Source organism: Mycolicibacterium neworleansense (assembly GCF_001245615.1).
Lineage (GTDB): Bacteria > Actinomycetota > Actinomycetes > Mycobacteriales > Mycobacteriaceae > Mycobacterium > Mycobacterium neworleansense.
Genome location: NZ_CWKH01000002.1, coordinates 116015 through 138875, shown reverse-complemented (window position 1 = coordinate 138875; position 22861 = coordinate 116015). Strand labels below are relative to the sequence as shown.

The following is a 22861-nucleotide window of genomic DNA, read 5'->3' as shown; positions in this document are numbered from 1 at the left end:
ACCCGAGAGGGAGGACGATCCTGGCCCCATGACGGTCTCACCGATGTTTCCACTCGAAGTGGCCATGTTGCCCGGCCAGGAGCTGCCGCTGCGGATCTTCGAACCGCGCTATGTGGCGATGGTGAGCGACTGCATGGCCATGTCGGAGCCGTCCTTCGGGGTGGTGCTGATCTCGGCCGGCCGCGAGGTGGGCGGCGGTGACCGGCGGTGCGACGTCGGAGCGCGGGCCAAGATCGTGGACTGCCAGGAATTCGGTGCCGGCAAGTACCGGCTGTTGTGCGTGATGGGGGAGCGAATCCGGGTGCAGCGCTGGCTCGACGACGATCCGTACCCGCGCGCCGAGATCCAACTCTGGCCCGACGAACCCGACGGCCCGGCCGACCCCGCGCGCATCAGCGATGTAGAAGACCGCATGGTGGCGTTGCTCGACCGGATCGGGGAGGCTCGCGGCACACCGATCCGCAGCCGTGAGATCGTGGAGTCCGCCGGCGTCGACCCGGAGAACCGCTTGTATGCCTTGGCGAGTCGGCTACCCATCGGGCAGGCCGACCGCTATTCACTGTTGGCCGCCCCGTCGGAGGCAGCGCGGGTCGAGGTACTGAGCGAGGCAGTCGACACCGTCACCGCGATGGTGGAATTCCAGCTGTCGGAGTAGCCGGGATACTCAGGTGATGGCTTCGACGCTGAGTGCCTCCGACGGAACCGAATTGGTGGTGGAGGAGGACGGGGTCGGACCGCCGGTGGTCTTCGTGCACGGCTCCAGCGGTGGTCTCGATTCGTGGGCCGATATCGCGCAACGGCTCACCGGTTACCGGACCGTGCGGTATGCGCGCCGCAACCACCCACCGAGCGATACGGGCACGCGCCCGAACAGTTTCGCCGTCGAGGCCGCCGACCTGAGGTGCGTGCTGGGACTGGTGGCTGCGACCTGCGGGCAGCGCGCACACGTCGTCGGAGGCTCTTACGGGGCGACGGTCGCGTTGCACGCCGCGATCGACGGTGACGAGCGCATAGCTTCGCTCGCGCTGTTCGAACCGCCCGTGCTGTTGTCCGGCCCGCACCTGTTGCCGATCCTCGACCGATACCGGCGGTTGTGCGCCGACGCGCGTTATGGGGATGCGCTGGAGCTCTTCGCGCGGGAGGTCGCGTGCATACCTGCGGAAGTGGTGGCGACGGCCTCGTTCGAGCCCGAAAGTGAAGAACTGGGCCGCACCACCACACTGTCTGCCGGTGCGGATCTGGAGGCGATGGCCGATGACACTCAGGGAGTCGACCGGTGGGCGGCCATCACCGTGCCGGTGCTGCTGATGCAGGGCGGCCTGAGCTGGCCGCCTCTACCCGAGGGGATGGACCGCTTGGCGCGGGTGCTTCCGCACGCTGAACGAGTGACGTGGTCTGACCAGTCCCATTTCGCCACCGCCATGGTGCCGCAACGCGTTGCCGACACGATCCGGCGTTTCCTCGCCGCCTTGGAAGCCAAACCCGGTCACTGACAATGAAACCCGGTGACTACTCCGGGACGAAATCGGCGATGCCGAGCCGCTCGAGCGCACGGCCGTCGGTGAGTTCCACGCGGTTCTCCGGATGCCGCCAGTAATGACGCATCATCCAGTACAGCGCAGCGCCGACGGGAGCGTACAGGCCCGCATTCTCGATCACGACGGGCCGGTCATCCTCGCGCGTGAGGCAGATCGGCTGTCGGGAATGGCGGTTCGGTGAGATGTCGGTGATGTCGACGATGTCGTCCCAGGATTCGTTGTGCACCCGCGAGCCCTCGACGTAGGTGACGCCGTCCGGGCCGAGGCGCACCACCGGGGTCTTGCCCTTCACGAGGTACCAGCCGGAGCCGATCACGGTGATGATCAGCAGTATCCACATCATTGTGGTGGCATCACCGGGACTGCCGGGGTTCATGAACGGCAAGTCGTTTCGCCACCGTGCGGCCATCAGGTACAGCACTGCGGTCAAGGTGAGGCTCATCGCGGCGACGGCCATGCACCACCGGGTCGTCGGGCTGGGTCGAAGCGTCGTGCCTGCCTCAGACGAAACCCCGCGCAGAGTGCTCGATCCGAACGCGCCGAGGGCGGTGCTCACCAGCACACTGGCGATGGTGACGGCCAAACCGCCGGAGATGACGGCGTACACGTCATCGTCGCGCTGCAGCGCGTTCGCCGCCATCACGAGGCAGGCCACCACCATCCCGCCGAACAGCACGAATGCCAAGGCGAGCACGGCAGCCCGGTTCTTCCAATTCTCCGGCTGCCGAATCTGCGTCATCCGGAATGTGTTTCGGTGAAAACACCCTCGACGAACTCCGTGGACATGGTGCCTTCGGTGGTGTCGGCGGGCAGGGTGCGGTGGTAGCGCGCCATCAGGTCATCGGCGGGCAGCGCCCCGACCTCCCAGCAGTGCTGGCTGAGCCAGTCTGGCACGTAGGCGCGGTCCTCGACGAACCACAGCCGTTCCGGATCCGGCATGTCCTCGTCGTTGTCGCCGGCCTGGGCACGCATCTTCTCGATCTGCTCGCGGCGGCGTGCCAGGTGGTCTTCGGAGAAGAACTCGGCGCTGAAGGCCTCGACCGCGATCCGGCTGTCCCGCGCCGACAGTTCGGTGATGCGCTCGAACAACTGGTCCTGCGCATCGGCGGGGAGGTAGGGCAGCAAGCCCTCGACCGACCAGGCCGTCGGCTCGGTTGTATCGAAATCCGCCTCCCGCAACGCCTTCGGCCAGTCGCGCCGCAAGTCGACGGGGACGGCGACATGCCGGGCTTTCGGGGCAACCCGGTGCGCGGCCAGGACATCCTCCTTGAACCGGAGCACCTGCGGCTGATCGATCTCGAACACCACGCTGTCGTGGATCCAGGGCAACCGCCAGGCACGGGCATCGAGCCCGGCCGCCAGGATCACCGCCTGGCGGATGCCCGCAGCCCCTGCGGCGAGGAAGAACTCGTCGAACCACTTGGTCCGCGACGCGGCGTAATCGCCGATGGCGCGAATCCGCTGCGCCATCGCCCCGGTGGGTGGGCGCCACCCCCGCGCGGCCGCGGCATCGAGAAACAGCTGCGCACACGGATCGGTGAACAACGGGGAATCCGTGACGGTCTCGTTGGCACGCGCCATCGCCACCGCGAGCGCGGTGGCACCCACGCTCTCGGTGATGTCCCAGCTGTCGTCGTCAGTTCTGGCCATCGCCTTCAGTCTCCCCGAACTCCGCCATCTCGTCCCGGGTCAGCAGATTCTCCCGGTTGCGCTGCTCGCGGTAGGCCAGCTGCCCGACGCGGTTGGCGATCACCGGCGCGGTGATCAACGTGAACAAACCCGTGAGGATCAGCATGCCGACATCGGCGTGGCCGCGGAGCCGGATCGCCGCGCCGGCCAGCACCAGCAGCAACCCGAGCACCTGGGGCTTGGTCGCCGAATGCATCCGCGACATGGTGTCGCCGAACCGCACCACCCCGATTGCCGCGGTCAAGGCCAGAGTCGACCCGGCCAGGATCAGGACCGCGGTGATGATGTCGAGGATGTTCATGGCGCCTGCTTCCGCCGCGGCTCACTGGTGTCGGGCACACGGAACCGCGCCACGCTCACCGAACCGACAAAGCTGATCAACGCCAACGCCGTCAGGCTGTAGGTCACGGTGGTGTCGAGACTGTACGCCGCCCAGGTTCCGATGCCGCACAGCGTGACGGCCACCAGGGTGTCCAACGCGACCAGCCGGTCCAGCGTGCTGGGTCCCGACAGAAGACGAAACATCGTGATCGCCGCAGCGGCGGCCAGCATGACCGCGGCGATGGTCCAGACCGTAGTCATGTCAGGCGCCCTCCTTGTTGACCGCGGGGCGCCAATCAGACTCGCGTTCGAAGGCCGCCACCAAAAGCCTTTGCAGGGTGGTGATCTGACTGTGGAACCGGTTGATCGCCCGGTCCGAACCCACGTCGACGACGTGTACGTAGATCAGCCGCCGTGTCTGATCGATCTCCAGCACGATGGTGCCCGGGGTCAGATTGATGATGTTGACCCCAAGGGCCAGCACCAGATCCGACTTGATCGCCAGATGCGCCCGCAACACCGCATTGACCGGCAGCGGCCCTGGCCTGACCGCAAGCCATGCCATCTGGAACGAGGACATCACCAGCCAAACGGCGACCTGAGTGGCCAACCGCAGCAGCGACAACGGATGGACCCGGCCCTCCACGGGGACGGCAGGCAACGGCAGCAGCACCGTGATCACCACGGCGACGGTCAGGCCCGCGATGATGTTGGCCGCAGAGATGCTGCCCCACAAGAGCACCCACACCAACATCAGCCAGCACAGCATCCAGACCCGAAGCAGCAGCCACCTCATCGCTGATCACCCCCGAGCACAGCCGAGATGTACTGTCCGCGGTCCAGGACTTCGGCCGCCGCGCGCTCGCTGTAGGAGAAGATCGGCCCGGCCGCCACGGTCAAGGCCAGCCCGACCGCGATCAAAGCGCCCGTCGGAGCCAACATTCCCACCGGCATGCGTCCCACACTGTCACGATCGGCGAACTCGATGTCCTCGATGTCGTCGAGGAGCACCGCCGGTGCCGCCCCGGCCAAATGCCCTTCGGGCGCATCGGCGCGGGCCCGCCAGAACGCCTTCGTCCACACCCGGGCCACCACGTAGAGCGTCAGCAGGCTGGTGACCACACTGCCGGTGACCAGGATCCAGGCCAGTGCCGAACCGTTCTCGGCGCCCGCCTCCAGCAGCGCCACCTTCCCGATGAAGCCGGAGAAGGGCGGGATGCCACCGAGGTTGAGGGCGGGTACCACGAACACGAACGCCAGCACCGGACTTGCCGCGGCCAGCCCGCCCAATCTCTGCAACGTCGACGCCCCGGCCTGCCGCTCGATCAGGCCGACGACCAGGAACAGCGTCGTCTGCACCACGATGTGGTGCGCCACGTAGTAGATCGCGCCCGACATGCCGAGCTGATTGGCCAGCGCGACACCGAACACCATGTAGCCGATGTGGCTGACGAGTGTGAAGGACAGTAGCCGTTTGATGTCGCTCTGGGCGATTGCGCCGAGGATGCCGATAACCATGGTGAGCAGGCCCGCGACCAGCAGGACGTTGTCCATCCCGCCGTCGGGGAACAGCAGCGAATGGGCCCGGATGATCGCGTAGACACCGACTTTCGTCAGCAACCCGGCGAACACCGCGGTGACCGGCGCGGGCGCGGTGGGGTAGGAGTCGGGCAGCCATGTCGACAGCGGGAACACGGCGGCCTTGATGCCGAACGCCACCAGCAGCACGGCGAACAGCGCGGTGCGGGTGCCCGCCGGGATGTCGTCGAGGCGCAATGCCAGCTCGGCCATGTTCAGCGTCCCGGTCGCCGCGTACACCAGCGCGATGCCGATCAGGAAGATCAGGGACGAGACCATCGAAACCAGCACATAGGAGATACCGGCTCGCACGCGGTCCTCGCTGGCGCCGATGGTCAGCAGGACGAAGCTCGCGGCCAGCAGCACCTCGAAGCCGACGAACAGATTGAACAGATCACCCGCAAGGAAGGCGGTGCACACACCCGCCGACAGCACCAGATAGGTGGGCAGGAAGATCGACGTCGGCTGGCGTTCGTCGCCGTCGCGGATACCCTGCCCGATGGCGTACGCGACCACCGCCAGCAGCACGATGGCCGACACCACGAGCATGAGCGCCGAAAGCCGGTCCACCACCAGGGTGATGCCCAACGGCCCCATGCCGGGCACGCTCTGGCCCCAGCCACCGACGTGCAGGACCAGGGTGCCGTCCCGGTCGGCCAGGTACAGCAGCGCCGCGCACACCACGACCACCGCAGTCAGGGCGAACTGGGTGATGACACGTTGTAACCGGGGACGGCGCCCGGCCACGAGCGTCGCCGCCGCGGCGAGCGCCGGGATCAGCACCGGCAACGGGATGAGGGCCTGGGCGCTCACTTCGACCCCTCGAATCCCGGCAGCGCGTCGAGTTCGTCGGGTGCGTCGGTGTCGCGATTGGGATCGGGCAGTGGAATGACTTCTTCTTCCTGAGAACCCGCTTGCTGCGAGACCCGGGTGTCCTCGGGATCGTTACCGACCTCTTCGACCGTGGTGAGCCGATACGAGCGGTAGGCCAGCGCCAGCACGAACGCCGCCAGCCCCATACTGATGACGATCGCGGTCAGGATCATGCCCTGCGCCAACGGATCGGCGTCGGTCGTGGCGCCGTTGCTGGTGCGCCCGCGGATCGGTGGATTTCCCGACCTGCCACCGACGGTCAGGATCAACAGGTTGACGGCATTGCCGATCAGCAACAGCCCCAACAACATCCGGGTCAGGTTGCGCTCGAGCAGCAGGTACACGCCGGTGCTGGTGAGCCCGCCGATGATGATCAGCGGGACCAGGAATGTCGTCATCGGGCGATCTCCGCATCCACGCGGGCGCCGAGGCTGCGCAAGATGTCGAGCACCAAACCGACAACGATGAGATACACCCCCAGATCGAAGAACAACGCGGTCACCATCTTGACCGAACCGAGCACCGGCACGTCGAATTGCAGGACAGCCGAGGACAATGCGGGCGCTCCCAACAGGATTGAGGCGACCGCCGTTCCCGCCGAGAGGCCGAGCCCGGTGCCGAGGATCTTGCCCGCGTCGAGCGGCAGCGTCTCGCCGAGCTCGTAGCGGCCACCGGCCAGGTACCGCAGCACCAGCGCCAGGCCCGCCGTCAACCCGCCGGCGAAGCCGCCGCCGGGGGTGTTGTGCCCGGCGAAGAAGAAGTACGCCGAGAGCACCATGATGAGCGGGAAAATGACGCGGGTCGCGACCTCCAGCACCAGGGAGCGATGTCGAGGATCACGCAGTTCGCTGCCGCGCAGCCAGGTGACATCGCCGACGGCTGGGCTGTAGGCCCCGATGGGGCCGATGTCGGGCTGGCCGACGGCGGTGCTGACGCGCGGCGCGGCACCGAATCGCCGGTGCCGGAACACCAGCGACGCCACACCCGTCGCGGCCACCAGCAACACCATCACCTCGCCCATGGTGTCCCAGGCGCGGATGTCGACCAGCAGTACGTTGACCGCGTTCGCGCCGTGCCCGCGGTAGTAGGCCGCGTCGGGGATCAACTCGGCGATACCCACACCGTTGCGCGCGGCCATCGCGAACACCGCGAGGGTCGTGACCGCGGCGCCCACCGCCAGCGCCAGAGCCGCTCGCGGCAGCCGGTGACGGTTGATGTTGGTGGCGTCGGCCTCGGCGGGCAGGATCCGAAGGACCAGCACGAATATCACCAAAACCAGTGTTTCGACCAAGAATTGGGTCAACGCCAGATCGGGTGCGCCGTGGAAGGCGAAGATCGCACCGCAGCCGTAACCGGTGACCCCGACCAGAAGCACCGCGGCGAGGCGGTTGCGCATCACCGTCGCGCCGATCGCGGCGGCCAGCATCAACAACCCGACCACCACCTGCAGCGGGGAATCCCACAGCGCGAAGTCCGGACGGTCCCGTGCGCCCAGCGCCAGCATCACGATGGGCAGCACGACCAGCGTCGACAGGATGACCGACTGGGTGGCCGGCAGCGACCCGCGCTGGGTCTCTCCGGTCAGGCGCACCGAGGTGATGTCCAGGCCGCGAATCACCGCGTCGTACATGCGGTCGGCGTTGCCCAGCGGCTGATAGGCAAACCGGGTGCGGGGCAAGCGGTTCCGGCCGAAGAACACGACGATGCCGACGGCGAGCACGATTACCGAGAGCAGGAGCGGCAGGCCGAACCCGTGCCAGAGGGCCAGGTGGTAACCCGACCCCCCGGGCAAGGTGTCGGCGTATTCGTCGAGCACCGCGTCCAGGCCCGCGGGCCACAGGCCGAAGACCAGGCCCGCTGCGGCGAGGGTCGCCGGCGCTGCCAGGAAAGTGATTGAAGGACGGTGCATTTCGAGGACCCGGGTGCTCGGGTTCGGCAGGCCCTTGCCTGCGAACGCGCCCCACATGAAGCGCAGGCTGTAGATGGTGGTGAACACCGACCCGACCACGATGCCGGTCAGTACCCACGGCGCCACGGAACCGAGGGCCGGACTGTGCAGAACCGTCTCGAGGTCGGCCTCCTTGGCGACGAAGCCGAAGAACGGCGGCAGCGCAGCCATGCTCGCGGTGGCGCACGCGGCAATGATCAGCAGCGGCCGGTGATGGCGCCCCAGGCCCGCCAGGCGCCGGATGTCGCGGGTGCCGGTGGTGTGGTCGATGATGCCGACGACCATGAACAACGCGGCCTTGAACATCGCGTGCGCACACAACATGGCCAGCCCGGCCAGCATCATGTCGCTGCCGCCGGTGCCCACCATGACCGTGATCAGGCCGAGTTGGCTCACCGTGCCGAAGGCCAGGATCAGTTTCAGGTCGTATTCACGGACCGCGCGCCAGCCGGCCAGCAGCATCGTGAGCAGTCCGAGACCGACGACCATCGGGCGCCACAGCGATGTGTCGGCGAAGCCCGGCGCCATCCGGGCCACCAGATAGACACCGGCCTTGACCATCGCCGCGGCGTGCAGATAGGCGCTGACCGGAGTGGGTGCGGCCATCGCGCCCGGTAGCCAGAAGTGCATCGGCACGATCGCCGATTTGGACAACGCGCCGATGAGGATCAGCGCCACCCCGATGGCGGCCGCTGTGCCGCCCGGAGGAGACGCGATGAGCTCGGACAGAAGATAGGTGCCGGACAGGTTGCCCAGCACGATGATGCCGACCAGCATGGCCAGGCCGCCGAACGTGGTCACCAACAACGCCTGGGTGGCGGCCCGCCTGCTGGTGGCCCGCTCGGCGTAGTGGCCGACCAGCAGGAAGGACAGCACCGTGGTGGTTTCCCAGAAGATGTAGAGAACCAGCATGTTGTCGCTGACCACCAAGCCGAACATGGACCCGGAGAAGGCAACGAGCTCAGCGGCGAAGCTGGGCAGCCGCTTCTCGATCTTTCCGTCGTGGTGGTGGAAGTACTCGCCGCAATAGAAGAGGACGAGCGCCCCGATGGCCAGCACCAGCACGCTCATGATGGCTGCGAGCGAGTCGAACCGCAGCGTGATGTCCATCGACAGCTCGTGCACCCACGGGATGCTCAGGGTCGGGACGCGGTCGTGACTCGGCCAGTTCAACCCGACCCAGACCAGGGATCCGAGCGGCACCAGGGCCAACGGATAGAACGCTCGCCTGCCCCATCTGGCCACCAGAAGTGGCGCCAGCGCGGTGGCAACCGCGTGGGCGAGCAGAACGGCGAGCATGGCACTCCGATCGGGTTGGGGTCGGGGTGTCGGCTACCGATGAGCGCTTGCGCGAAGAGCATCGGCATGAGTGGCTATGGCATTTTCGCCCATTCTACGTGGGCCGTTGTGACTACGATCAGCCTGCAGAGCCACCGCGCGCTATGGGGGTGAATTCTCTTGGCAACCAAAGGGGTTCTGGTGGTGGGCGCCGGGCCGACCGGTCTGATGCTCGCATGTGAGCTCGCGCTCGGCGGGGCGCCGGTCACGGTGCTGGAGGAACGTACCGCCACGCCGAACATCACCCGGGCGTTTGCCGTACATGCGCGGACCCTGGAACTGCTGGACGGCCGCGGGCTCGCCGATGAGTTGCTGAGCCGTGGAGTCGAGGTGCACGAGGTGGCCCCGCCCGGCGGGGCCACCCTGAATCTGCGGGAACTGCCGACCCGCTTTCCGATGGTGCTGATCGTTCCGCAGAGCGGCACCGAGCATGTGCTCGAGGCCAGGGCCACCGAACTCGGGGTGCAGATCCGCCGCGGTGCTGAGGTGGTGGGGCTGCGTGAGGACGGAGAGGGCGTCACGGTCGAGCTGGCAGGTGGTGAGCGCCTGGGCGCCCAGTACGTGGTCGGCTGCGACGGGGCCCACAGCACGGTGCGACGACTGGTCGGCATCGACTTCGTCGGAAAACAGTATGAGACGCACATCCTGCTGGCCGACGTCCGGCTGGCCTCGCCACCGGAGGAGACGCTGTTCGCCCGGACCGGGACCGAGGGCGTGGTGTTGTTCGTGCCGTTCGGCGACGGCTGGTTCCGCGCCATCGCGTGGGACCGGCAGCGGGAACAGGCGCCGCTGGACGAGCCGGTGACGCTCGACGAGATGCGCGACGCGTTTGCCCGCATCGCCGGCGACGACTTCGGCATGAGCGACATGCGGTGGAGTTCGCGGTTCCTCAGCGAGCGGCGCCAGGCCCGGCACTACCGGTCGGGCCGGGTGTTTTTGGCCGGCGACGCCGCGCACGTGCATTCGCCCCTGGGCGGGCAGGGCATGAACACCGGGCTCGGCGACGCGTTCAATCTGGGCTGGAAGCTGGCGTCGGCGGCTCGCGGGCAGGCACCGTCGTGGCTGCTGGACAGTTACGAACGTGAGCGCCATCCTGTCGGCGCCGGTGTACTCCGGCTGACCGACACGTTCAACCAGATCGTGTTGAGTTCGGCCACGTCGCGCCGGTTGCGGGTACTCGTGTTGGGGACGGTGTTGCGCATCCCTCGCGCCAGGCGTTTTGTGGCCGAACGGCTCAGCGGCATCGGAATCGCCTATCCACGGTCGAAGGACGAGAACTGGTTGGTGGGACGCCGGATGGCCGATGTCGACTGTGGGGGGACCCGGCTCTATGAATTGCTGAGGGCGGGCAAGTTCGTGCTCGTCACGGCTGAGGCGGTAGACGTCGCCGGTTGCGATGTGGTCCAGGCGACGGACAACCGACCCGAACTTCCCGATGCCGTGCTGGTCCGGCCGGACGGCTACGTGGCCTGGGCCAGCGAGCGGCTGCCGGATGCGGCGTCGCTGCGGGCAGCGATCACACACTGGATGTCCGCTGCGGGGTAGGCATCGTTGGCACCGAGACTGTATTGAGGGACAGAAATCGGCGTGACTTTGTCCCTGAGTACAGCCTCGCGGTGCAAGCGCACGTCAGAAATACCGCAGCCAGACGTACACCCAGGCCAGGGCCGTACTGAGTGCGGTGACCACGAGCCCGTAACGGGTGAACCGCCAGAAGCTGATCGGGTGCCCGGCCCGCTTGGCGATACCGATGGCCACCACGTTGGCGCTGGCCGCGATCGCGGTGCCGTTGCCGCTGAAGCAAGCCCCGAGTGCGAACGCCCACCACAGTGCCTGGCCGGTCTGGGGTTCCGGAACCTGGGCCACCATGCCCTCCACCACCGGCGTCATCGTCGCGGTGTAGGGAATGTTGTCGACGAAGGCGCCGACGATCGCCGAACCGAACAGCAGTGCGGTCGCCGCCGCGAACCAGTTGTCGCCGAACGCCGATTCGGCCACCGACCCGAGCGCACCGATGACACCGGTGTGGACCAACCCGGCGACCATGACGAACAGGCCCATGAAGAAGACCAGTGTGGGCCATTCGACCTCGGGCAGGACGTCGGCCACATCGATGTCGGTGACCAGCAGCATCGCCCCGGCACCCAGCAGCGCCACGATCGACGGCGCCACGTGCAACACCGAATGCAACGCGAACCCGACGATCACCACGTTGAGGACGAGAAGGGAGCGGATCAGCAGGCGCTTGTCCTTGATCGCCCGCCGTTCCTGCAGGGCCATCACCTCGTCGATCTGCACCTGGTCGGCGCGCAGGTCTCGGTGGAACAGCACCCGGGTGAACAGAACGAACAACCCGAAGATGATGACGACGACCGGCGCCATGTGGATCAGGAAGTCGTTGAAGGTCAGACCGGCCCGGCTGCCGATGATGATGTTCGGCGGATCCCCGATCAGGGTGGCGGCGCCACCGATGTTGGAGGCCAGCACCTCGGCGATCAGATAGGGCTGCGGCGGGATACGCAGCCGATCGCAGATCACCAGGGTCACCGGCGCGATCAACAGGATGATGGTCACGTTGTCGAGCACAGGCGAGGCGAAGGCGGTGATCGCCATCAACATGACCATCAACCGGAACGGATTGCCGCGGGAACGCTTGGCGGCCCAGATCGCGAGGAAATCGAACAGCCCGGTCTGCTTGATGACACCGACGATCACCATCATCCCGAGCAACAGGAAGATGACGTTCCAGTCGATGCCCTGGTGCTCGGAGTGGAACACCTCGGCGCCGGGGATCAACCCGAGCAGGGCCATCAGGCCTGCGGCGACCAGGACGGTCTTGACCTTGTCGGCTCGCTCGGTGGCGATGAACCAGAAGGCGACGACGAAGATCGTCAGCGCCAGGACCGGAGCCAGCATCGGCTCGGAGGGTCAGTCGCCGGGCCCGGAGACCGCCAGGCTGGTCAGTAGCCGCTCGAGCGTGACGGCCCCGGTGAGCCGCCCGTTGCGGTCGACGACGGCGATGAGCGGACTGCGCTTGTTGGCCATCACGGTGGCGATCTCCAACAGCGTCGCGTCCGGTGTCACGGTCGCAGGCTTGGTCGCGGGCCCAGGGAGACAGTCGCCGACCGTGAGTTTGCCCGGGCCGTGCCAGAACAGATCGGCGTGGATCTCGTCGACGGTGCGGACCAACGCCGGATCGTCTTGGTAGGACTCTGGAATCGCCAAGCGCAGCACCTGGGTTCCCGGCAGCACCGCCACCGGGCGGTCGTCGTCATCGACCACCACCAGGCCCGGAAGCCGGTTGACGACCATCAGCTGGACGGCCTTCGAGACGGGGTCATCGATCCGCACAGTCGGCAGGTGGGCGGCGATTTCATGTGCCTGCATGAGCTCGTTCCAATGCGTCGCTAGTGTCATCGTCCTCGTTCTCCGATCAATTCGGGACGGCTCGGCTCCGGCGGTGGCTGCCAGTCTGGGTGACGCTGTGGTCGGTGACCATCGGGGCTGACACCCATTCCGCTGGGGGTATTGCCTGTATGGACAAGAGCGCTGGTCGCGGGTCACCCTGGTGGGGTGAAACCGGCGCGCACCCCGGCGACCGCGTTGTTCCGCCGGGTGTTCCTGATCAACGGGTTGATCTTCACGCTGGGCACCCTGATCCTGGCCCTGTCGCCGGCCTCGGTGTCCTCCCGGATAAAACTCACCGAAATCCCAGTTTTGGTGGTGGGTTTGGCGATTATCCTGACGGCTAACGCGCTACTTCTGAGATCGAGTCTTGCCCCATTGGATCGGCTCGCCGCGTCAATGCGGCGAGTCGATCCGCCCAAGCGCAGCGACCGTGTCGACGACCGCGGCACCGGCGATCTGCAGCACCTGATCGAGTCGTTCAATGCCATGCTCGACCGGCTGGAGACCGAGCGGACCACCGCGAGTGCATCCGCGCTGGCGGCACAGGAGAACGAACGCCAGCGCATCGCGCGAGAACTGCACGACGAGATCGGCCAGACCCTCACCGTCGCGCTGCTCACTCTCAAACGGGCCGTCGACCGGGCCCCGCAGGCGATCCACGCCGAACTCGCCGACGCCCAGGAGATCGTGCGGGCCAGTCTCGACGAGGTACGCGACATCGCCCGACGGCTGCGCCCGGATGCTCTGGAGGACCTCGGTTTGCACAGCGCGCTCAACGCACTCTGCAACGACTTCGCCCAAGCCTCGGGTATCGCGGTGGTCAAACACATTGCGCTGCAAACGGATCGGTTGAAGCCGGACGTCGAGCTGGTGTGCTATCGGATCGCCCAGGAGGGCCTGACCAATGTGGCGCGACACTCTGGGGCACGAAAGGTGTGGGTGGATCTGCACACCGGGGAGAGTGAACTCACGTTGCGCGTGGCCGACGACGGCTGCGGCGGCGTCGCCACCGAACCGACGCGAGAAGGCGCGGGCATCAACGGAATGCGCGAGCGGTCGCTGTTGGTGAACGCCGCGCTGACCATCAGCTCACCGCCGGGCGGGGGTACCGAAGTGCGGTTGGTCATCCCGTTGCGGGGTACCTGACATGGCCGCTCGGATCCTGCTCGCCGACGATCACGCCCTGGTTCGCAGCGGACTGCGGATGATCATCGACGCCGAATCCGATCTGCAGGTGGTGGCCGAGGCGGCCGACGGGTACGAGGCGCTGACCGCGCTGGAAACGACGCCGGTGGACCTGGCGATCCTCGATATCGCGATGCCGCGGATGACAGGGTTGCAGGCCGCGCGTGAGATCAACCGGGGCCACCCGAACGTGCGGATCCTGATCCTGTCGATGTATGACAACGAGCAGTACTTCTTCGAGGCGCTCAAGGCCGGGGCTTCGGGCTACGTGTTGAAGTCCGTGGCCGACCGCGATCTGCTCGAGGCCTGCCGCGCGACCATGCGCGGCGAGCCGTTCCTGTACGCCGGGGCGGTGACGGCGCTGATCCGTGACTATCTGCACCGGTCACGTCAAGGCGGCGAGTTGCCTGCCACCATCCTCACTCCGCGCGAGGAGGAGGTGCTGAAGCTGATCGCCGAGGGCTACTCGACCCGCGAGATCGCTGCCACCCTGACCATCAGTGCCAAGACAGTGGACCGGCACCGGACCAACATCCTGGCAAAGCTGGGCCTGCGGGACCGGCTGGCGCTGACGCGCTATGCGATCCGCGCCGGGCTCATCGAACCGTGAGCCCAGATCGGAATGGCATGTGACGCAACGCCGATGCCCCAGCCCATGATCGGCCAGACCGGCCAGAAGTACCAGCCGCCACCGCCGAACCCGAAGGCCAGCCAGATGCCGAGCATCAGGAGACAGCCGGCGACATAGGCGGCGAGGTGGATCTTGACGCTCAGGCGGGCGGCCCGCTGCTGGGCGGCGTGGCGTCGGGGATCGTTACGCCGCAGACGGTTGACGGGTAGGTCGGCGACGAGGCGGTGCAGCTCGTCGGTGGTCTGCGCCCGGAACGCCGACCGCAGCCGATCCTCGTATTCGGGCATACCCAGGTAGCCCTGGGTAAGGGCCTGGCCGAGGTCGTTGGCGGTGCGTTCACGCTCCCGGTCGCCGGCGCGTGCGGTTTCAACGGTGGGTAAGGCGGTGTCGGCCATACGGACTCCCGTGAATCTAGTCAGTGACTAGTTGAACTATCCCACCGGAACTTGTCATCGTCAAGATGTAATTCCGATGGCGTCCCGCTCGGCCAGTTCGCGCAACGTGAGCAGCTGTTTCCGCATCATCACCGCGTCGCCCAGGGCTAGCGCCCACCCGATGAGTCGCGGACCGTCGAACCGGACCCGTACGTGCAATCGGGTGCCGCCTGCGCTGCCCCGGACGGCATAGGTGACTGCGACGTGGCCGGACTGCAGTGTCACGTGCTCGTCTTGGGCGAATGAGTGCAGCGTGAAAATCTGCATGAAGCGTTGGCCGGTGCCCAGATGTGTCAGTGCCGGGTCGCGGGTACGCGGGCTGCGGCGGCCGAAGTTGTCGATCAGGTCGTAACTGTAGGGCGCGACGCGCAGCTGGCAGAGCCAGCCGAACACGGTCGACGGTGGTGCCTCGATGCTGATCGCGCGGTCGGCGGACAGTGCGGCGGCCGGCGCGACGGCGTCGCATGGAAGGCGGGCGTCGCGCTCCTGGGCCGTGGCGCCCCAGTTCAGGATCACGCCAGTACATCCGGACGCGGGCGTAGTTGTCCCGCAATGCGTTTGAGTGTCTGGCGCACCGCCACTGTGTGAGCGCCCGAGCTGATCACCAGAGCGCGGTAGATCTTTCCGTGGATGCCCGGGAAGGCTGCCCAGGTCTGTGACCGGACCCGGGTGCGGTGCGGGCCGAGATCGTCCAGTTCGAAGATCCAGTTGTAGATCGAGAACGGGTGGCGGCCTTTGAGGACGAGGCGTTGACGTGGCGTGCACTCGCCGATGGCGAATCCGAAAGGCGCCCGCGGTTCGGCGGGGTCGCTGCACAGTGTGCGCAAGACGGCGGCCCATGTCGTGGCAGCGTCGGCGTCGACGGTTATGGCATGCTCATCGATATAGGGTAAACGTTCCATATAGAAGGACTGTACTAGATCATGGCGCCTCCGCGGAAGCATGAAACCGATGCGATCTTGGATGCGACGCGGGCACTCGTGCTCGCCGAAGGTCCAAGGGCCGCAAGCGTTGCGGCAATTGCCAAGGTCAGCGGCGCCCCCGCGGGCACGCTGTATCACCGGTTCGGCAATCGCAATGGCGTGCTGACCGCGGCCTGGTTGCGGGCCCTGGAACGGTTTCAATCCCGCGCGATGGCGGCGACCGGCGACTCTCCGCTCGAGGCGGCGGTGGCGATGGGCGTCGCGGCCGTGGACTTCGCCCGGGCGGTCCCCGAAGACGCCCGGTTGCTGCTGACCATCCGGCCCAGCGACCTGCTCGACGGCGCCCCCGACGCGGAGTTCACCGCGACGCTGTCGGCGATGAACGCGCCACTCATCGAGCGGCTACGCGAGCTGGCCCGGGCGATTGTCGGCGATGACGACGCCCGCTCCATGGACGCCATATCGCGCGCCGTCGTCGACCTGCCCTACGCCATGGTGCGGCGGCACGCCAACGACGCCGAGTTGCCGGCCTGGATGGAGAAGGACCTGGCTGATGCGATCCGGAAGCTGTTGGTTCGGTAAAACGGTTTGTGGGCTCGGCTTGATGTGGTGTGCCGGACACTGTGACGAATGTGCAGTCTGTTGAGGTGATTTCAGCATTTCGTCGCGACGAGCTGCACACTTGTCACAGTGTCTGCTGTGGAGGGTGAGGTCGAATTCGCCGTTCCGCGGCGACGTAGGAGACTGAGTATCCTCAGGGAGGTGGAAACCAAGTCCGAAGCCTCAAGGGTTGTCGCAGCCAGTCGAGAGATCGCCGCACCGGCCGAGGCCATCTTCGAGCTGATCGCAGACCCATCACAGCAGCCGCGGTGGGATGGCAACGAGAATCTCGCCGAGGCGCCGTCCGGCCAGCGGGTGCGGGCGGTCGGGGACGTGTTCGTCATGACGATCAAGCAAGGTGGCAACCGCGAGAATCGCATCGTGGCGTTCGAAGAAGGCCGGCGTATCGCGTGGCGGCCGTCGGAGGTGGGGAAGGAACCGCCCGGCCACCTGTGGCGCTGGGAGCTGGAACCGTTGGGCGACAACCGAACCCTGGTCACCCACACCTACGACTGGTCGCAGCTCACCGATGAGAAGCGACTGGTGCGTGCGCGCGCGACCACGGCGGACAAGCTGCGGGGCTCGATCGACCGGCTGGCGGCCCTGGCGGAAGGCTAGCGCGGCGGACGCATCTGACCGTCGAGGTTGCCTTGCTCCTGGTGATCCGTGCGCTTGTAGTCGGCGGCACCCTTGTCCAGCTTGTCGGCAAGGTCGTTGGATAGCTTGTTCATCGCCTGAGTGGCAGCTGTTCGTGAATTTTGAGCTGCACCGAGTGCTGCTATTGCGACTGAGCAAGCTAAGCCGTGAGTCCGGGCCACCGCGAGAGTTGCACCGTCGGTGACCGCGTCGGCGGCACTGAATGTTCCCGCAGCCTCGCGCTGTGTCTTCGCGCGGTCGTTCAGATGCTCTGCAAGGACCTTCAAGTCGTCGCTCACATGGATGTCCTTTCGCCAACTCCGGAAAATTGCCGGAATACGCTGTTGCTCACCAGGCCTCGGCCTCGGCGGCGACCTGGTCGTAGGTGGCGCCGGCGCGCCGAATCACGGTGGCGTTGTGCGCGGAGTTGTTGATGAGGTCGAGGAATCTCCACTCGGCGAGAGGCAAAGTACCGGCGACGGCGGCGGCTTGAAATGCCAGCGAGGCGGCTTGGCCCCAACCTGGGACCGCATTCATCGCGATTGCTGGGGCGATGGCGAGGCCAAGGGTCGTTTGGCAACGGTCGAGCATCTTGCGCGTGACGCCATTCTGTTCGGCCTGACTCTTGACGGCATCCCTGATCGCCTCGTCGGCGGCCTTCAGCTTGTCGGCCCGCCAGCCATGTTCACGGTTGCGAACCTCATACGCATTGGCGGCGTCGCCTTCCCAACTCTCTGGGCGGTCTGCGGTTTCGAGCTTGTTCTTCGCTTCACCGAATTTGCTGGCTCCCTGGTCAAAGTAGCCACCTTTGTCGGGTTCACCGAAGCCGCAGCTGTTCGCCATCCCCATCATTACAACCAGTGCCGCCTGGATGATCGGAGTGGCGGTGGCCCCGGCGAATCGTGCGCTACCCAGCGAACCCATCGATTGCATCAGACCGACGAAATCGGACCCGATGCCGGCCATGCCCCATCCGACGTGTCCGTCTTTCCCGTTCCGCGTGTCCATGCTGGAGGGGTGGTCGAGAATGAGCCCATTGGCCCAGTTGAGCGAGGAGTAGACGTCTACAAAGGTGCCCATCGCTGTGGTACTTCCCCTCACTGTCGGCCTTCTGACCAAGGCTAGCAATCAGCCGGGCGTAGCCGACGCACCAATAATTGCGATGTTCGTTAGCCACCTACTGGCCACGTCAGGCGGCGTCGGTGGCCTCCTCAAGCTGCACGGCGCGAAGTCGGTCTAGTGCTCGGCCGTCGGTTAGCTCAACACGGTCATCGATGTTCTGCCAGTAGAACCTGACAAACCGAAGTATCGCCCGTCCGTCACGGGAGTACAGCCCAGGCTCCTTGATCATCTTGACGTCACCATCGGCCATCACCATGGCCACGGGGTTCTTGGCCGGCATGTCCTCGGGTGCCTTGTCGGTGACATCGACGACCTGTGCCCACTCACCGCTCGCCGTCGAGAACGCCTCGACGAATTTGAAGCCCTCCGCGGTCAGGCGGATGTATCCGACCCCTCCACGCTTGACTGTCAGTACCAGGGCGACGACAAAGACCAAGGCCGGTCCGATGAATGCCATCGCGAACATGGGGGCAATATCCGGGGGTAAGGGGATATCAAGCTTGTTCATGGCACCCAGTACGCCACCGGCGCCAAGAGCGAGAGCTCCGGTCAGCACGCCGATGAACAGCAGGATGTCTACGCGTCGGTCGACCCGGATGGTCGTCCCTTCAGCGTCGCAGACAGCCCGTGCAACGACTGAAGGCATGATCCACCAGACGCGTAGTGGTGCGAGCCAGAAAACTGTGGCACCGACAGCTATCAATGCCGTCAGGTAGTGGCCTTGGACCACAGCCAGTCCGGCCCACGCTGCGCACGCAAAAGCAACGAGACCGAGCATCGCCATAGAGAATGCTCTCAGTCCACCCACAAAACCCCCATCCAGTTGAGCCAATCAGCGCCCGGCGGCGAACTCCCGCAACGATGCCACCTGCTCGGCATCCAACGACGGCCGCACGGTCTCACGGGCCTTGGCGACGTCAGCGGCGGTGACGTCGGCGGCATCGATGGACCGGCGCATCGCCGTCAACGCCGCCTCCCGCAGCAGGGCCACACAATCGGCCGCGCTGTAGCCATCCAGCTCGGTGGCCAGGGCGTCGAGGTCGACATCGGCGGCCAGCGGGATGGATTTGCCTGAGGTGCGCAGGATTTCGCGGCGCGCATCGGCATCCGGCGGTTCGACGAACACCAACTTCTCCAGCCGGCCGGGCCGAAGCAGTGCAGGGTCGATGAGATCGGGACGGTTCGTCGCACCGAGTACGACGACGTCGTTCATCGGTTCGATGCCATCGAGTTCGGTCAACAGGGCGGCCACCACGCGGTCGGTCACCCCGGAATCGAAGCTCTGCCCGCGTCGCGGAGCCAACGCGTCGATCTCGTCGAGGAACACCAGTGACGGCGCGGAATCCCTCGCCCGGGCGAACAGCTCACGCACCGCCTTCTCCGACGAGCCGACCCACTTGTCCATGAGCTCAGCGCCTTTGACGGCGTGCACGGAAAGCTTGCCAGAACTGGCCAGGGCCCGCACCACGAAGGTCTTGCCGCAACCGGGCGGACCGTACAGCAGCACGCCACGCGGCGGCTGAACGCCGAGCCGCTGGAAGGTGTCCGGATGCTGCAGCGGCCACAACACCGCTTCGGTGAGTGCCTGTTTGGTCTCGACCATGTCACCGACGTCGTCGAGCGTCACCGAGCCGACCGACACCTCTTCGGCCGCGGACCTCGACAGCGGACGGATCACGGTCAGCGCCCCGGTCAGGTCCTCCTGCCACAGCACCGGCTCGTTGCCGTCGGCGCTGGCCCGCGAGGCTGCCCGCAACGCGCCCTCGCGCACCAGGGCAGCCAAATCGGCCACCACGAAACCCGGTGTCCGGTCCGCGATTTGGCTCAGATCCAACTCGGCGGCCGGAACGCCGCGCAGCAGCACCTCCAGCAGCGCCTTGCGGGTGGCCGCGTCGGGCAGGGTCAGGGCGAGTTCGCGGTCGCACAGGTCCGGTGCCCGTAGCCGCGGATCCACCCCGACGGGCACGGCCGACGTCGCGATGAACGCCACGCCACGGGTGGCCACGGCATCCCGCAGCTCGGCGATGATCAGGGCCGCGACGGGTTCCGGAGCACGGTCGGCCGCGGTGGCCGGCAACAGCGCGTCGACGTCGGAGATCAGCAGCACGCCGCCGCCGTCGCGCACGGTCGCCACGGCGTCGGACACCCGGCGCAACCGGTCGTCGGCGGCCAGCGCCCCCACCTCCGGCCCGTCGAGTTCCACCAACCGCCGCTCGGCGCACACCGTACGCACCATGGTGGCCTTGCCCACGCCGGCCGGGCCGGTGACCAGCACGCCGAGATTCGGGGTGGCACCCAGGGTTTCGAGGAGCTGGGGTTCGTCGAGTGACAGCTTGAGCCACTCGGTGAGCTTGCCGGCCTGGGTGTGTGAGCCCTTGAGGTCGTCGAAGCTCACCGCCGGCTCGGTACGCGCTGGGCTGACGGTATGTGCGCCGGTGGAATCCGACGTACTCGGCTCGAGGCCAGATCCCCACGACACCACCGAATTCGGTTGAATGCTCACCGGCCCGGCGGGATCGACCCCGGTGACCGTCAGCAGCTCGGAGGTCCAGGTGATGCCCACCGACGACGCCAGCGCGGCGGTGGCCGCCGACGTCGAGGTGCCCGGGCCGAGATCGCGGGGCAGCAGCGACACCGTGTCGCCGACCGTCATAACCTTGCCCAGCAGGGCCTGCCGCAGCGTCGCCGACGAAATCGAGTCGGTCGCCAGCTTGGACCCGCTCACCGTGACAGCCCTGGCGCCGTACACCGTCACCGGCGCCACGATCACCGTCGCGGTCTCACGCAGTCCGGCATTGGACAGTGTGACGTCGTCGAGCAGGGCGGTTCCGGTCGGCGTGCCGCCGGGAGCAATGCCCACGACCGCGGCGGTGGTCCGGGAACCGGTCAGCGACACCGCGTCCCACTCGCGGATACCCAGGGCGGCGATCGCCTCCGGGTGCAGCCGGACCACCCCACGACGGGAGTCGAGCGCGGAGGTGTTCAGCCGTGCCGTCAGGCGCAGATGCCCGAGCGCGTGATCCTCATCAACCTCGAGCTGCGACATGTCAGCGTCCCGGCTTCCGGAGTCCCAGGCGCGCCATCGAGCGCCGGTGCGGCTGCGCCCGGCGAATCGCGCGCCGGGTGGCACGGCGCTGCTGCGGCTTGTCGTCCCACGATTCGGGGTGGCTGGCCACCCACTTCTTGGTGCGCACCGCGAACGGGATATGGATGACGTAGGCCACGATGATCACCATGATCACGATGTAGCCGTAGAACACCGACGCCGCCACGCCGATCGCGACCAGGGCCAGCAAGGGCGCCACCATGTTCGGCGGCACCGAGAACGTGTGGATCTTGCGCATCGGGATCCGGCTGACCACCAAGAGCGAGACGCCGATCATCCAGATCGACACCGCCCACTCGCTGGTCCACCAACCCTCGCCGAACTGCATCTTGGCGGCCAGCAGACCGATCGCGCCGATGGCACCTGCCGGGGCGGGCATCCCGACGAAGTACTCCTTCTCGTACGCGGGCTGATCCACGTCGAGCAGTGCGTTGAACCGCGCGAGCCGCAACACGATGCACACCGCATACAGCAGCACCACGATCCACCCGATCCGCGAATGCGACAGCAAGGTGCCGTAGACGATGAATGCCGGTGCCACACCGAAATTCACCGCGTCGGCCAGCGAGTCGATCTCCTCGCCCATCTTGGAGGTGGCGTTGAGCATCCGGGCCACCCGGCCGTCGAGTGCGTCGAGGATCGCCGCGACCGCCAGGAACGCCATCGACTCGGTGGGCCGCCCGTCGAGCGCCATCTTGACCGAGGACAGGCCGAGGCAGATCGCGGCCACCGTCATCGCGCTCGGCAGCATCCGCACGCTGAACGGCGGCGGCTTCATGCGGCCCTTGATCAACGACGGGGGCCTCATGCGCGGCTTGATCATGGCAACTCCGCCAGGACGGTCTCTCCGGCCAACGTCCGCTGGCCGCGGGAGACGAGCAGCTTGGAACCAACAGGGAGATAGGTGTCCAGCCGGGAGCCGTACCGGATCAAGCCGTAGGTCTCGCCGATGTCGAGCTTGTCGCCGACGTGCGCATTGCACACGATGCGTCGCGCGATCAGACCCGCGATCTGCACCGCGATCACCTCGGTGCCATCCGCGGCGCGGATGACGACGCTGTTGCGTTCGTTGTCCTCGCTCGCGGCTTCGAGCTCGGCCGAATGGAAGCGTCCGGGACGATGCTGCACGGCCACGACGTCACCGCCGATCGGCGCCCGCTGCACATGGGCATCGAGAACCGACAGGAAGATGCTGATCCGCGGCCGCGGCGTATCGGGCAACCCGAGCTCGGCCGGGGGCACGGCTTCTTCGATCAGGCAGACCAGCCCGTCGGCGGGAGCCACCACCACGCCGGGGCGCGTCGGCGGTACCCGGGGTGGGTGCCGGAAGAACGCCGCGTTGGCCCCGGCGGCCAGCAGGCCGGCCCGGCGCACCCAAGGGCGCTTACGGCCCAGGGCGGCCACGCCGAGGCTGGCGCCGACGAACGGAAGGCCCGCCGAATGCATCGGCGGAACACTGGATCGCACCAGCGCCACAAGGCGTTCTGGTCCGGACTGGAGGTCGGGGCGTCTGGCCATCGGGAGGATTCTA

26 protein-coding genes are annotated in these 22861 nt (G+C 66.9%); 7 read left to right on the top strand and 19 right to left on the bottom strand.

Annotated elements, in window-relative coordinates:
* The first annotated feature begins 28 nt into the window (after positions 1-28).
* Positions 29-655 carry an LON peptidase substrate-binding domain-containing protein gene (locus BN2156_RS16360; RefSeq protein WP_090516101.1) on the top strand — a complete coding sequence of 209 codons (627 nt, stop codon included), beginning with the start codon at positions 29-31 and terminating at the stop codon, positions 653-655.
* A 16-nt stretch (positions 656-671) separates the two neighbouring features.
* Positions 672-1493 (top strand): alpha/beta fold hydrolase, encoded by an 822-nt coding sequence (locus BN2156_RS16355; protein WP_090516100.1) that lies wholly within the window; start codon positions 672-674, stop codon positions 1491-1493.
* Between the two features lie 16 nt (positions 1494-1509).
* Here the strand turns inward: BN2156_RS16355 and BN2156_RS16350 are convergent, their stop codons facing one another.
* Genes BN2156_RS16350 through BN2156_RS16315 form a run of 8 tightly spaced genes read right to left on the bottom strand, consistent with a single transcriptional unit; the run spans position 1510 to position 9246 of the window.
* Entirely contained in the window at positions 1510-2277 is a 768-nt protein-coding gene (locus BN2156_RS16350; RefSeq protein ID WP_090516099.1) for a hypothetical protein, read from the bottom strand.
* On the bottom strand, positions 2274-3188 hold the full coding sequence (locus BN2156_RS16345; protein WP_090516098.1) for an SAM-dependent methyltransferase: 915 nt from the start codon (positions 3186-3188) through the stop codon (positions 2274-2276). The genes BN2156_RS16350 and BN2156_RS16345 overlap by 4 nt, the downstream gene beginning before the upstream one ends.
* On the bottom strand, positions 3175-3528 hold the full coding sequence (locus BN2156_RS16340; protein WP_090516097.1) for a monovalent cation/H(+) antiporter subunit G: 354 nt from the start codon (positions 3526-3528) through the stop codon (positions 3175-3177). Before BN2156_RS16340 ends, BN2156_RS16345 begins: the two co-directional genes overlap by 14 nt.
* Entirely contained in the window at positions 3525-3809 is a 285-nt protein-coding gene (locus BN2156_RS16335; RefSeq protein ID WP_090516096.1) for a monovalent cation/H+ antiporter complex subunit F, read from the bottom strand. Before BN2156_RS16335 ends, BN2156_RS16340 begins: the two co-directional genes overlap by 4 nt.
* A 1-nt stretch (position 3810) precedes the next feature.
* Entirely contained in the window at positions 3811-4344 is a 534-nt protein-coding gene (locus BN2156_RS16330; protein WP_090516095.1) for a Na+/H+ antiporter subunit E, read from the bottom strand.
* Positions 4341-5939 (bottom strand): Na+/H+ antiporter subunit D, encoded by a 1599-nt coding sequence (locus BN2156_RS16325; protein ID WP_090516094.1) that lies wholly within the window; start codon positions 5937-5939, stop codon positions 4341-4343. The genes BN2156_RS16330 and BN2156_RS16325 overlap by 4 nt, the downstream gene beginning before the upstream one ends.
* Positions 5936-6397 (bottom strand): Na(+)/H(+) antiporter subunit C, encoded by a 462-nt coding sequence (locus BN2156_RS16320; protein WP_090516093.1) that lies wholly within the window; start codon positions 6395-6397, stop codon positions 5936-5938. Before BN2156_RS16320 ends, BN2156_RS16325 begins: the two co-directional genes overlap by 4 nt.
* On the bottom strand, positions 6394-9246 hold the full coding sequence (locus tag BN2156_RS16315; RefSeq protein WP_090516092.1) for a Na+/H+ antiporter subunit A: 2853 nt from the start codon (positions 9244-9246) through the stop codon (positions 6394-6396). The genes BN2156_RS16320 and BN2156_RS16315 overlap by 4 nt, the downstream gene beginning before the upstream one ends.
* Before the next feature lie 159 nt (positions 9247-9405).
* Between BN2156_RS16315 and BN2156_RS16310 the strand changes: the two genes are divergently transcribed.
* Complete coding sequence (locus BN2156_RS16310) at positions 9406-10830, top strand: FAD-dependent oxidoreductase (protein WP_090516091.1); 1425 nt, start codon at positions 9406-9408, stop codon at positions 10828-10830.
* 84 nt (positions 10831-10914) lie between these two features.
* Here the strand turns inward: BN2156_RS16310 and BN2156_RS16305 are convergent, their stop codons facing one another.
* Both BN2156_RS16305 and BN2156_RS16300 read right to left on the bottom strand, forming a co-directional pair.
* Entirely contained in the window at positions 10915-12201 is a 1287-nt protein-coding gene (locus tag BN2156_RS16305; protein WP_090516090.1) for an ArsB/NhaD family transporter, read from the bottom strand.
* A 12-nt stretch (positions 12202-12213) separates the two neighbouring features.
* Positions 12214-12702 carry a CBS domain-containing protein gene (locus tag BN2156_RS16300; RefSeq protein WP_235625374.1) on the bottom strand — a complete coding sequence of 163 codons (489 nt, stop codon included), beginning with the start codon at positions 12700-12702 and terminating at the stop codon, positions 12214-12216.
* Positions 12703-12858: 156 nt separating this feature from the next.
* Between BN2156_RS16300 and BN2156_RS16295 the strand changes: the two genes are divergently transcribed.
* Entirely contained in the window at positions 12859-13839 is a 981-nt protein-coding gene (locus BN2156_RS16295; RefSeq protein ID WP_090516088.1) for a sensor histidine kinase, read from the top strand.
* Position 13840: 1 nt separating this feature from the next.
* Positions 13841-14488, top strand: a complete 648-nt coding sequence (locus tag BN2156_RS16290) for a response regulator (RefSeq protein ID WP_090516087.1) — start codon at positions 13841-13843, stop codon at positions 14486-14488.
* Here BN2156_RS16290 and BN2156_RS16285 read toward each other — a convergent pair.
* Genes BN2156_RS16285 through BN2156_RS16275 form a run of 3 tightly spaced genes read right to left on the bottom strand, consistent with a single transcriptional unit; the run spans position 14455 to position 15845 of the window.
* On the bottom strand, positions 14455-14904 hold the full coding sequence (locus tag BN2156_RS16285; RefSeq protein WP_090516086.1) for a DUF1707 domain-containing protein: 450 nt from the start codon (positions 14902-14904) through the stop codon (positions 14455-14457). The two genes, BN2156_RS16290 and BN2156_RS16285, sit on opposite strands and share 34 nt — an antisense overlap.
* Positions 14905-14964: 60 nt before the next feature.
* Positions 14965-15459 carry a hypothetical protein gene (locus BN2156_RS16280; protein ID WP_090516085.1) on the bottom strand — a complete coding sequence of 165 codons (495 nt, stop codon included), beginning with the start codon at positions 15457-15459 and terminating at the stop codon, positions 14965-14967.
* Positions 15456-15845, bottom strand: a complete 390-nt coding sequence (locus BN2156_RS16275) for a hypothetical protein (protein ID WP_090516084.1) — start codon at positions 15843-15845, stop codon at positions 15456-15458. Before BN2156_RS16275 ends, BN2156_RS16280 begins: the two co-directional genes overlap by 4 nt.
* 21 nt (positions 15846-15866) lie before the next feature.
* Between BN2156_RS16275 and BN2156_RS16270 the strand changes: the two genes are divergently transcribed.
* Positions 15867-16448, top strand: a complete 582-nt coding sequence (locus BN2156_RS16270) for a TetR/AcrR family transcriptional regulator (RefSeq protein ID WP_090516083.1) — start codon at positions 15867-15869, stop codon at positions 16446-16448.
* A gap of 180 nt (positions 16449-16628) precedes the next feature.
* Positions 16629-17084, top strand: coding sequence for an SRPBCC family protein (locus BN2156_RS16265; protein WP_090516082.1), 456 nt, complete (start codon positions 16629-16631; stop codon positions 17082-17084).
* Here the strand turns inward: BN2156_RS16265 and BN2156_RS16260 are convergent.
* From BN2156_RS16260 to BN2156_RS16235, 6 genes are all read right to left on the bottom strand, one after another.
* Complete coding sequence (locus BN2156_RS16260) at positions 17081-17401, bottom strand: type VII secretion target (protein ID WP_159402844.1); 321 nt, start codon at positions 17399-17401, stop codon at positions 17081-17083. The genes BN2156_RS16265 and BN2156_RS16260 overlap by 4 nt on opposite strands.
* 49 nt (positions 17402-17450) lie before the next feature.
* Positions 17451-18182, bottom strand: a complete 732-nt coding sequence (locus BN2156_RS16255) for an EspA/EspE family type VII secretion system effector (protein WP_090516080.1) — start codon at positions 18180-18182, stop codon at positions 17451-17453.
* 109 nt (positions 18183-18291) lie between these two features.
* Positions 18292-19008 carry a hypothetical protein gene (locus BN2156_RS30570; protein ID WP_131725173.1) on the bottom strand — a complete coding sequence of 239 codons (717 nt, stop codon included), beginning with the start codon at positions 19006-19008 and terminating at the stop codon, positions 18292-18294.
* Between the two features lie 48 nt (positions 19009-19056).
* Positions 19057-21270, bottom strand: a complete 2214-nt coding sequence (locus BN2156_RS16245; RefSeq protein ID WP_090516078.1) for an AAA family ATPase — start codon at positions 21268-21270, stop codon at positions 19057-19059.
* Position 21271: 1 nt separating this feature from the next.
* On the bottom strand, positions 21272-22153 hold the full coding sequence (gene pssA / locus BN2156_RS16240) for a CDP-diacylglycerol--serine O-phosphatidyltransferase (RefSeq protein ID WP_234815653.1): 882 nt from the start codon (positions 22151-22153) through the stop codon (positions 21272-21274).
* Positions 22150-22848 (bottom strand): phosphatidylserine decarboxylase, encoded by a 699-nt coding sequence (locus BN2156_RS16235; RefSeq protein WP_090516077.1) that lies wholly within the window; start codon positions 22846-22848, stop codon positions 22150-22152. Before BN2156_RS16235 ends, pssA begins: the two co-directional genes overlap by 4 nt.
* Positions 22849-22861 lie beyond the last annotated feature (13 nt).

Bases quoted from the DNA above. Each gene is read 5' to 3' on its own strand.
- BN2156_RS16360 (WP_090516101.1), top strand. From the start codon at position 29: ATGACGGTCTCACCGATGTTTCCACTCGAAGTGGCCATGTTGCCCGGC.
- BN2156_RS16355 (WP_090516100.1), top strand. From the start codon at position 672: ATGGCTTCGACGCTGAGTGCCTCCGACGGAACCGAATTGGTGGTGGAG.
- BN2156_RS16350 (WP_090516099.1), bottom strand. From the start codon at position 2,277: ATGACGCAGATTCGGCAGCCGGAGAATTGGAAGAACCGGGCTGCCGTG.
- BN2156_RS16345 (WP_090516098.1), bottom strand. From the start codon at position 3,188: ATGGCCAGAACTGACGACGACAGCTGGGACATCACCGAGAGCGTGGGT.
- BN2156_RS16340 (WP_090516097.1), bottom strand. From the start codon at position 3,528: ATGAACATCCTCGACATCATCACCGCGGTCCTGATCCTGGCCGGGTCG.
- BN2156_RS16335 (WP_090516096.1), bottom strand. From the start codon at position 3,809: ATGACTACGGTCTGGACCATCGCCGCGGTCATGCTGGCCGCCGCTGCG.
- BN2156_RS16330 (WP_090516095.1), bottom strand. From the start codon at position 4,344: ATGAGGTGGCTGCTGCTTCGGGTCTGGATGCTGTGCTGGCTGATGTTG.
- BN2156_RS16320 (WP_090516093.1), bottom strand. From the start codon at position 6,397: ATGACGACATTCCTGGTCCCGCTGATCATCATCGGCGGGCTCACCAGC.
- BN2156_RS16315 (WP_090516092.1), bottom strand. From the start codon at position 9,246: ATGCTCGCCGTTCTGCTCGCCCACGCGGTTGCCACCGCGCTGGCGCCA.
- BN2156_RS16305 (WP_090516090.1), bottom strand. From the start codon at position 12,201: ATGCTGGCTCCGGTCCTGGCGCTGACGATCTTCGTCGTCGCCTTCTGG.
- BN2156_RS16300 (WP_235625374.1), bottom strand. From the start codon at position 12,702: ATGACACTAGCGACGCATTGGAACGAGCTCATGCAGGCACATGAAATC.
- BN2156_RS16290 (WP_090516087.1), top strand. From the start codon at position 13,841: ATGGCCGCTCGGATCCTGCTCGCCGACGATCACGCCCTGGTTCGCAGC.
- BN2156_RS16285 (WP_090516086.1), bottom strand. From the start codon at position 14,904: ATGGCCGACACCGCCTTACCCACCGTTGAAACCGCACGCGCCGGCGAC.
- BN2156_RS16275 (WP_090516084.1), bottom strand. From the start codon at position 15,845: ATGGAACGTTTACCCTATATCGATGAGCATGCCATAACCGTCGACGCC.
- BN2156_RS16270 (WP_090516083.1), top strand. From the start codon at position 15,867: ATGGCGCCTCCGCGGAAGCATGAAACCGATGCGATCTTGGATGCGACG.
- BN2156_RS16255 (WP_090516080.1), bottom strand. From the start codon at position 18,182: ATGGGCACCTTTGTAGACGTCTACTCCTCGCTCAACTGGGCCAATGGG.
- BN2156_RS30570 (WP_131725173.1), bottom strand. From the start codon at position 19,008: ATGGCGATGCTCGGTCTCGTTGCTTTTGCGTGCGCAGCGTGGGCCGGA.
- BN2156_RS16245 (WP_090516078.1), bottom strand. From the start codon at position 21,270: ATGTCGCAGCTCGAGGTTGATGAGGATCACGCGCTCGGGCATCTGCGC.
- pssA (WP_234815653.1), bottom strand. From the start codon at position 22,153: ATGATCAAGCCGCGCATGAGGCCCCCGTCGTTGATCAAGGGCCGCATG.
- BN2156_RS16235 (WP_090516077.1), bottom strand. From the start codon at position 22,848: ATGGCCAGACGCCCCGACCTCCAGTCCGGACCAGAACGCCTTGTGGCG.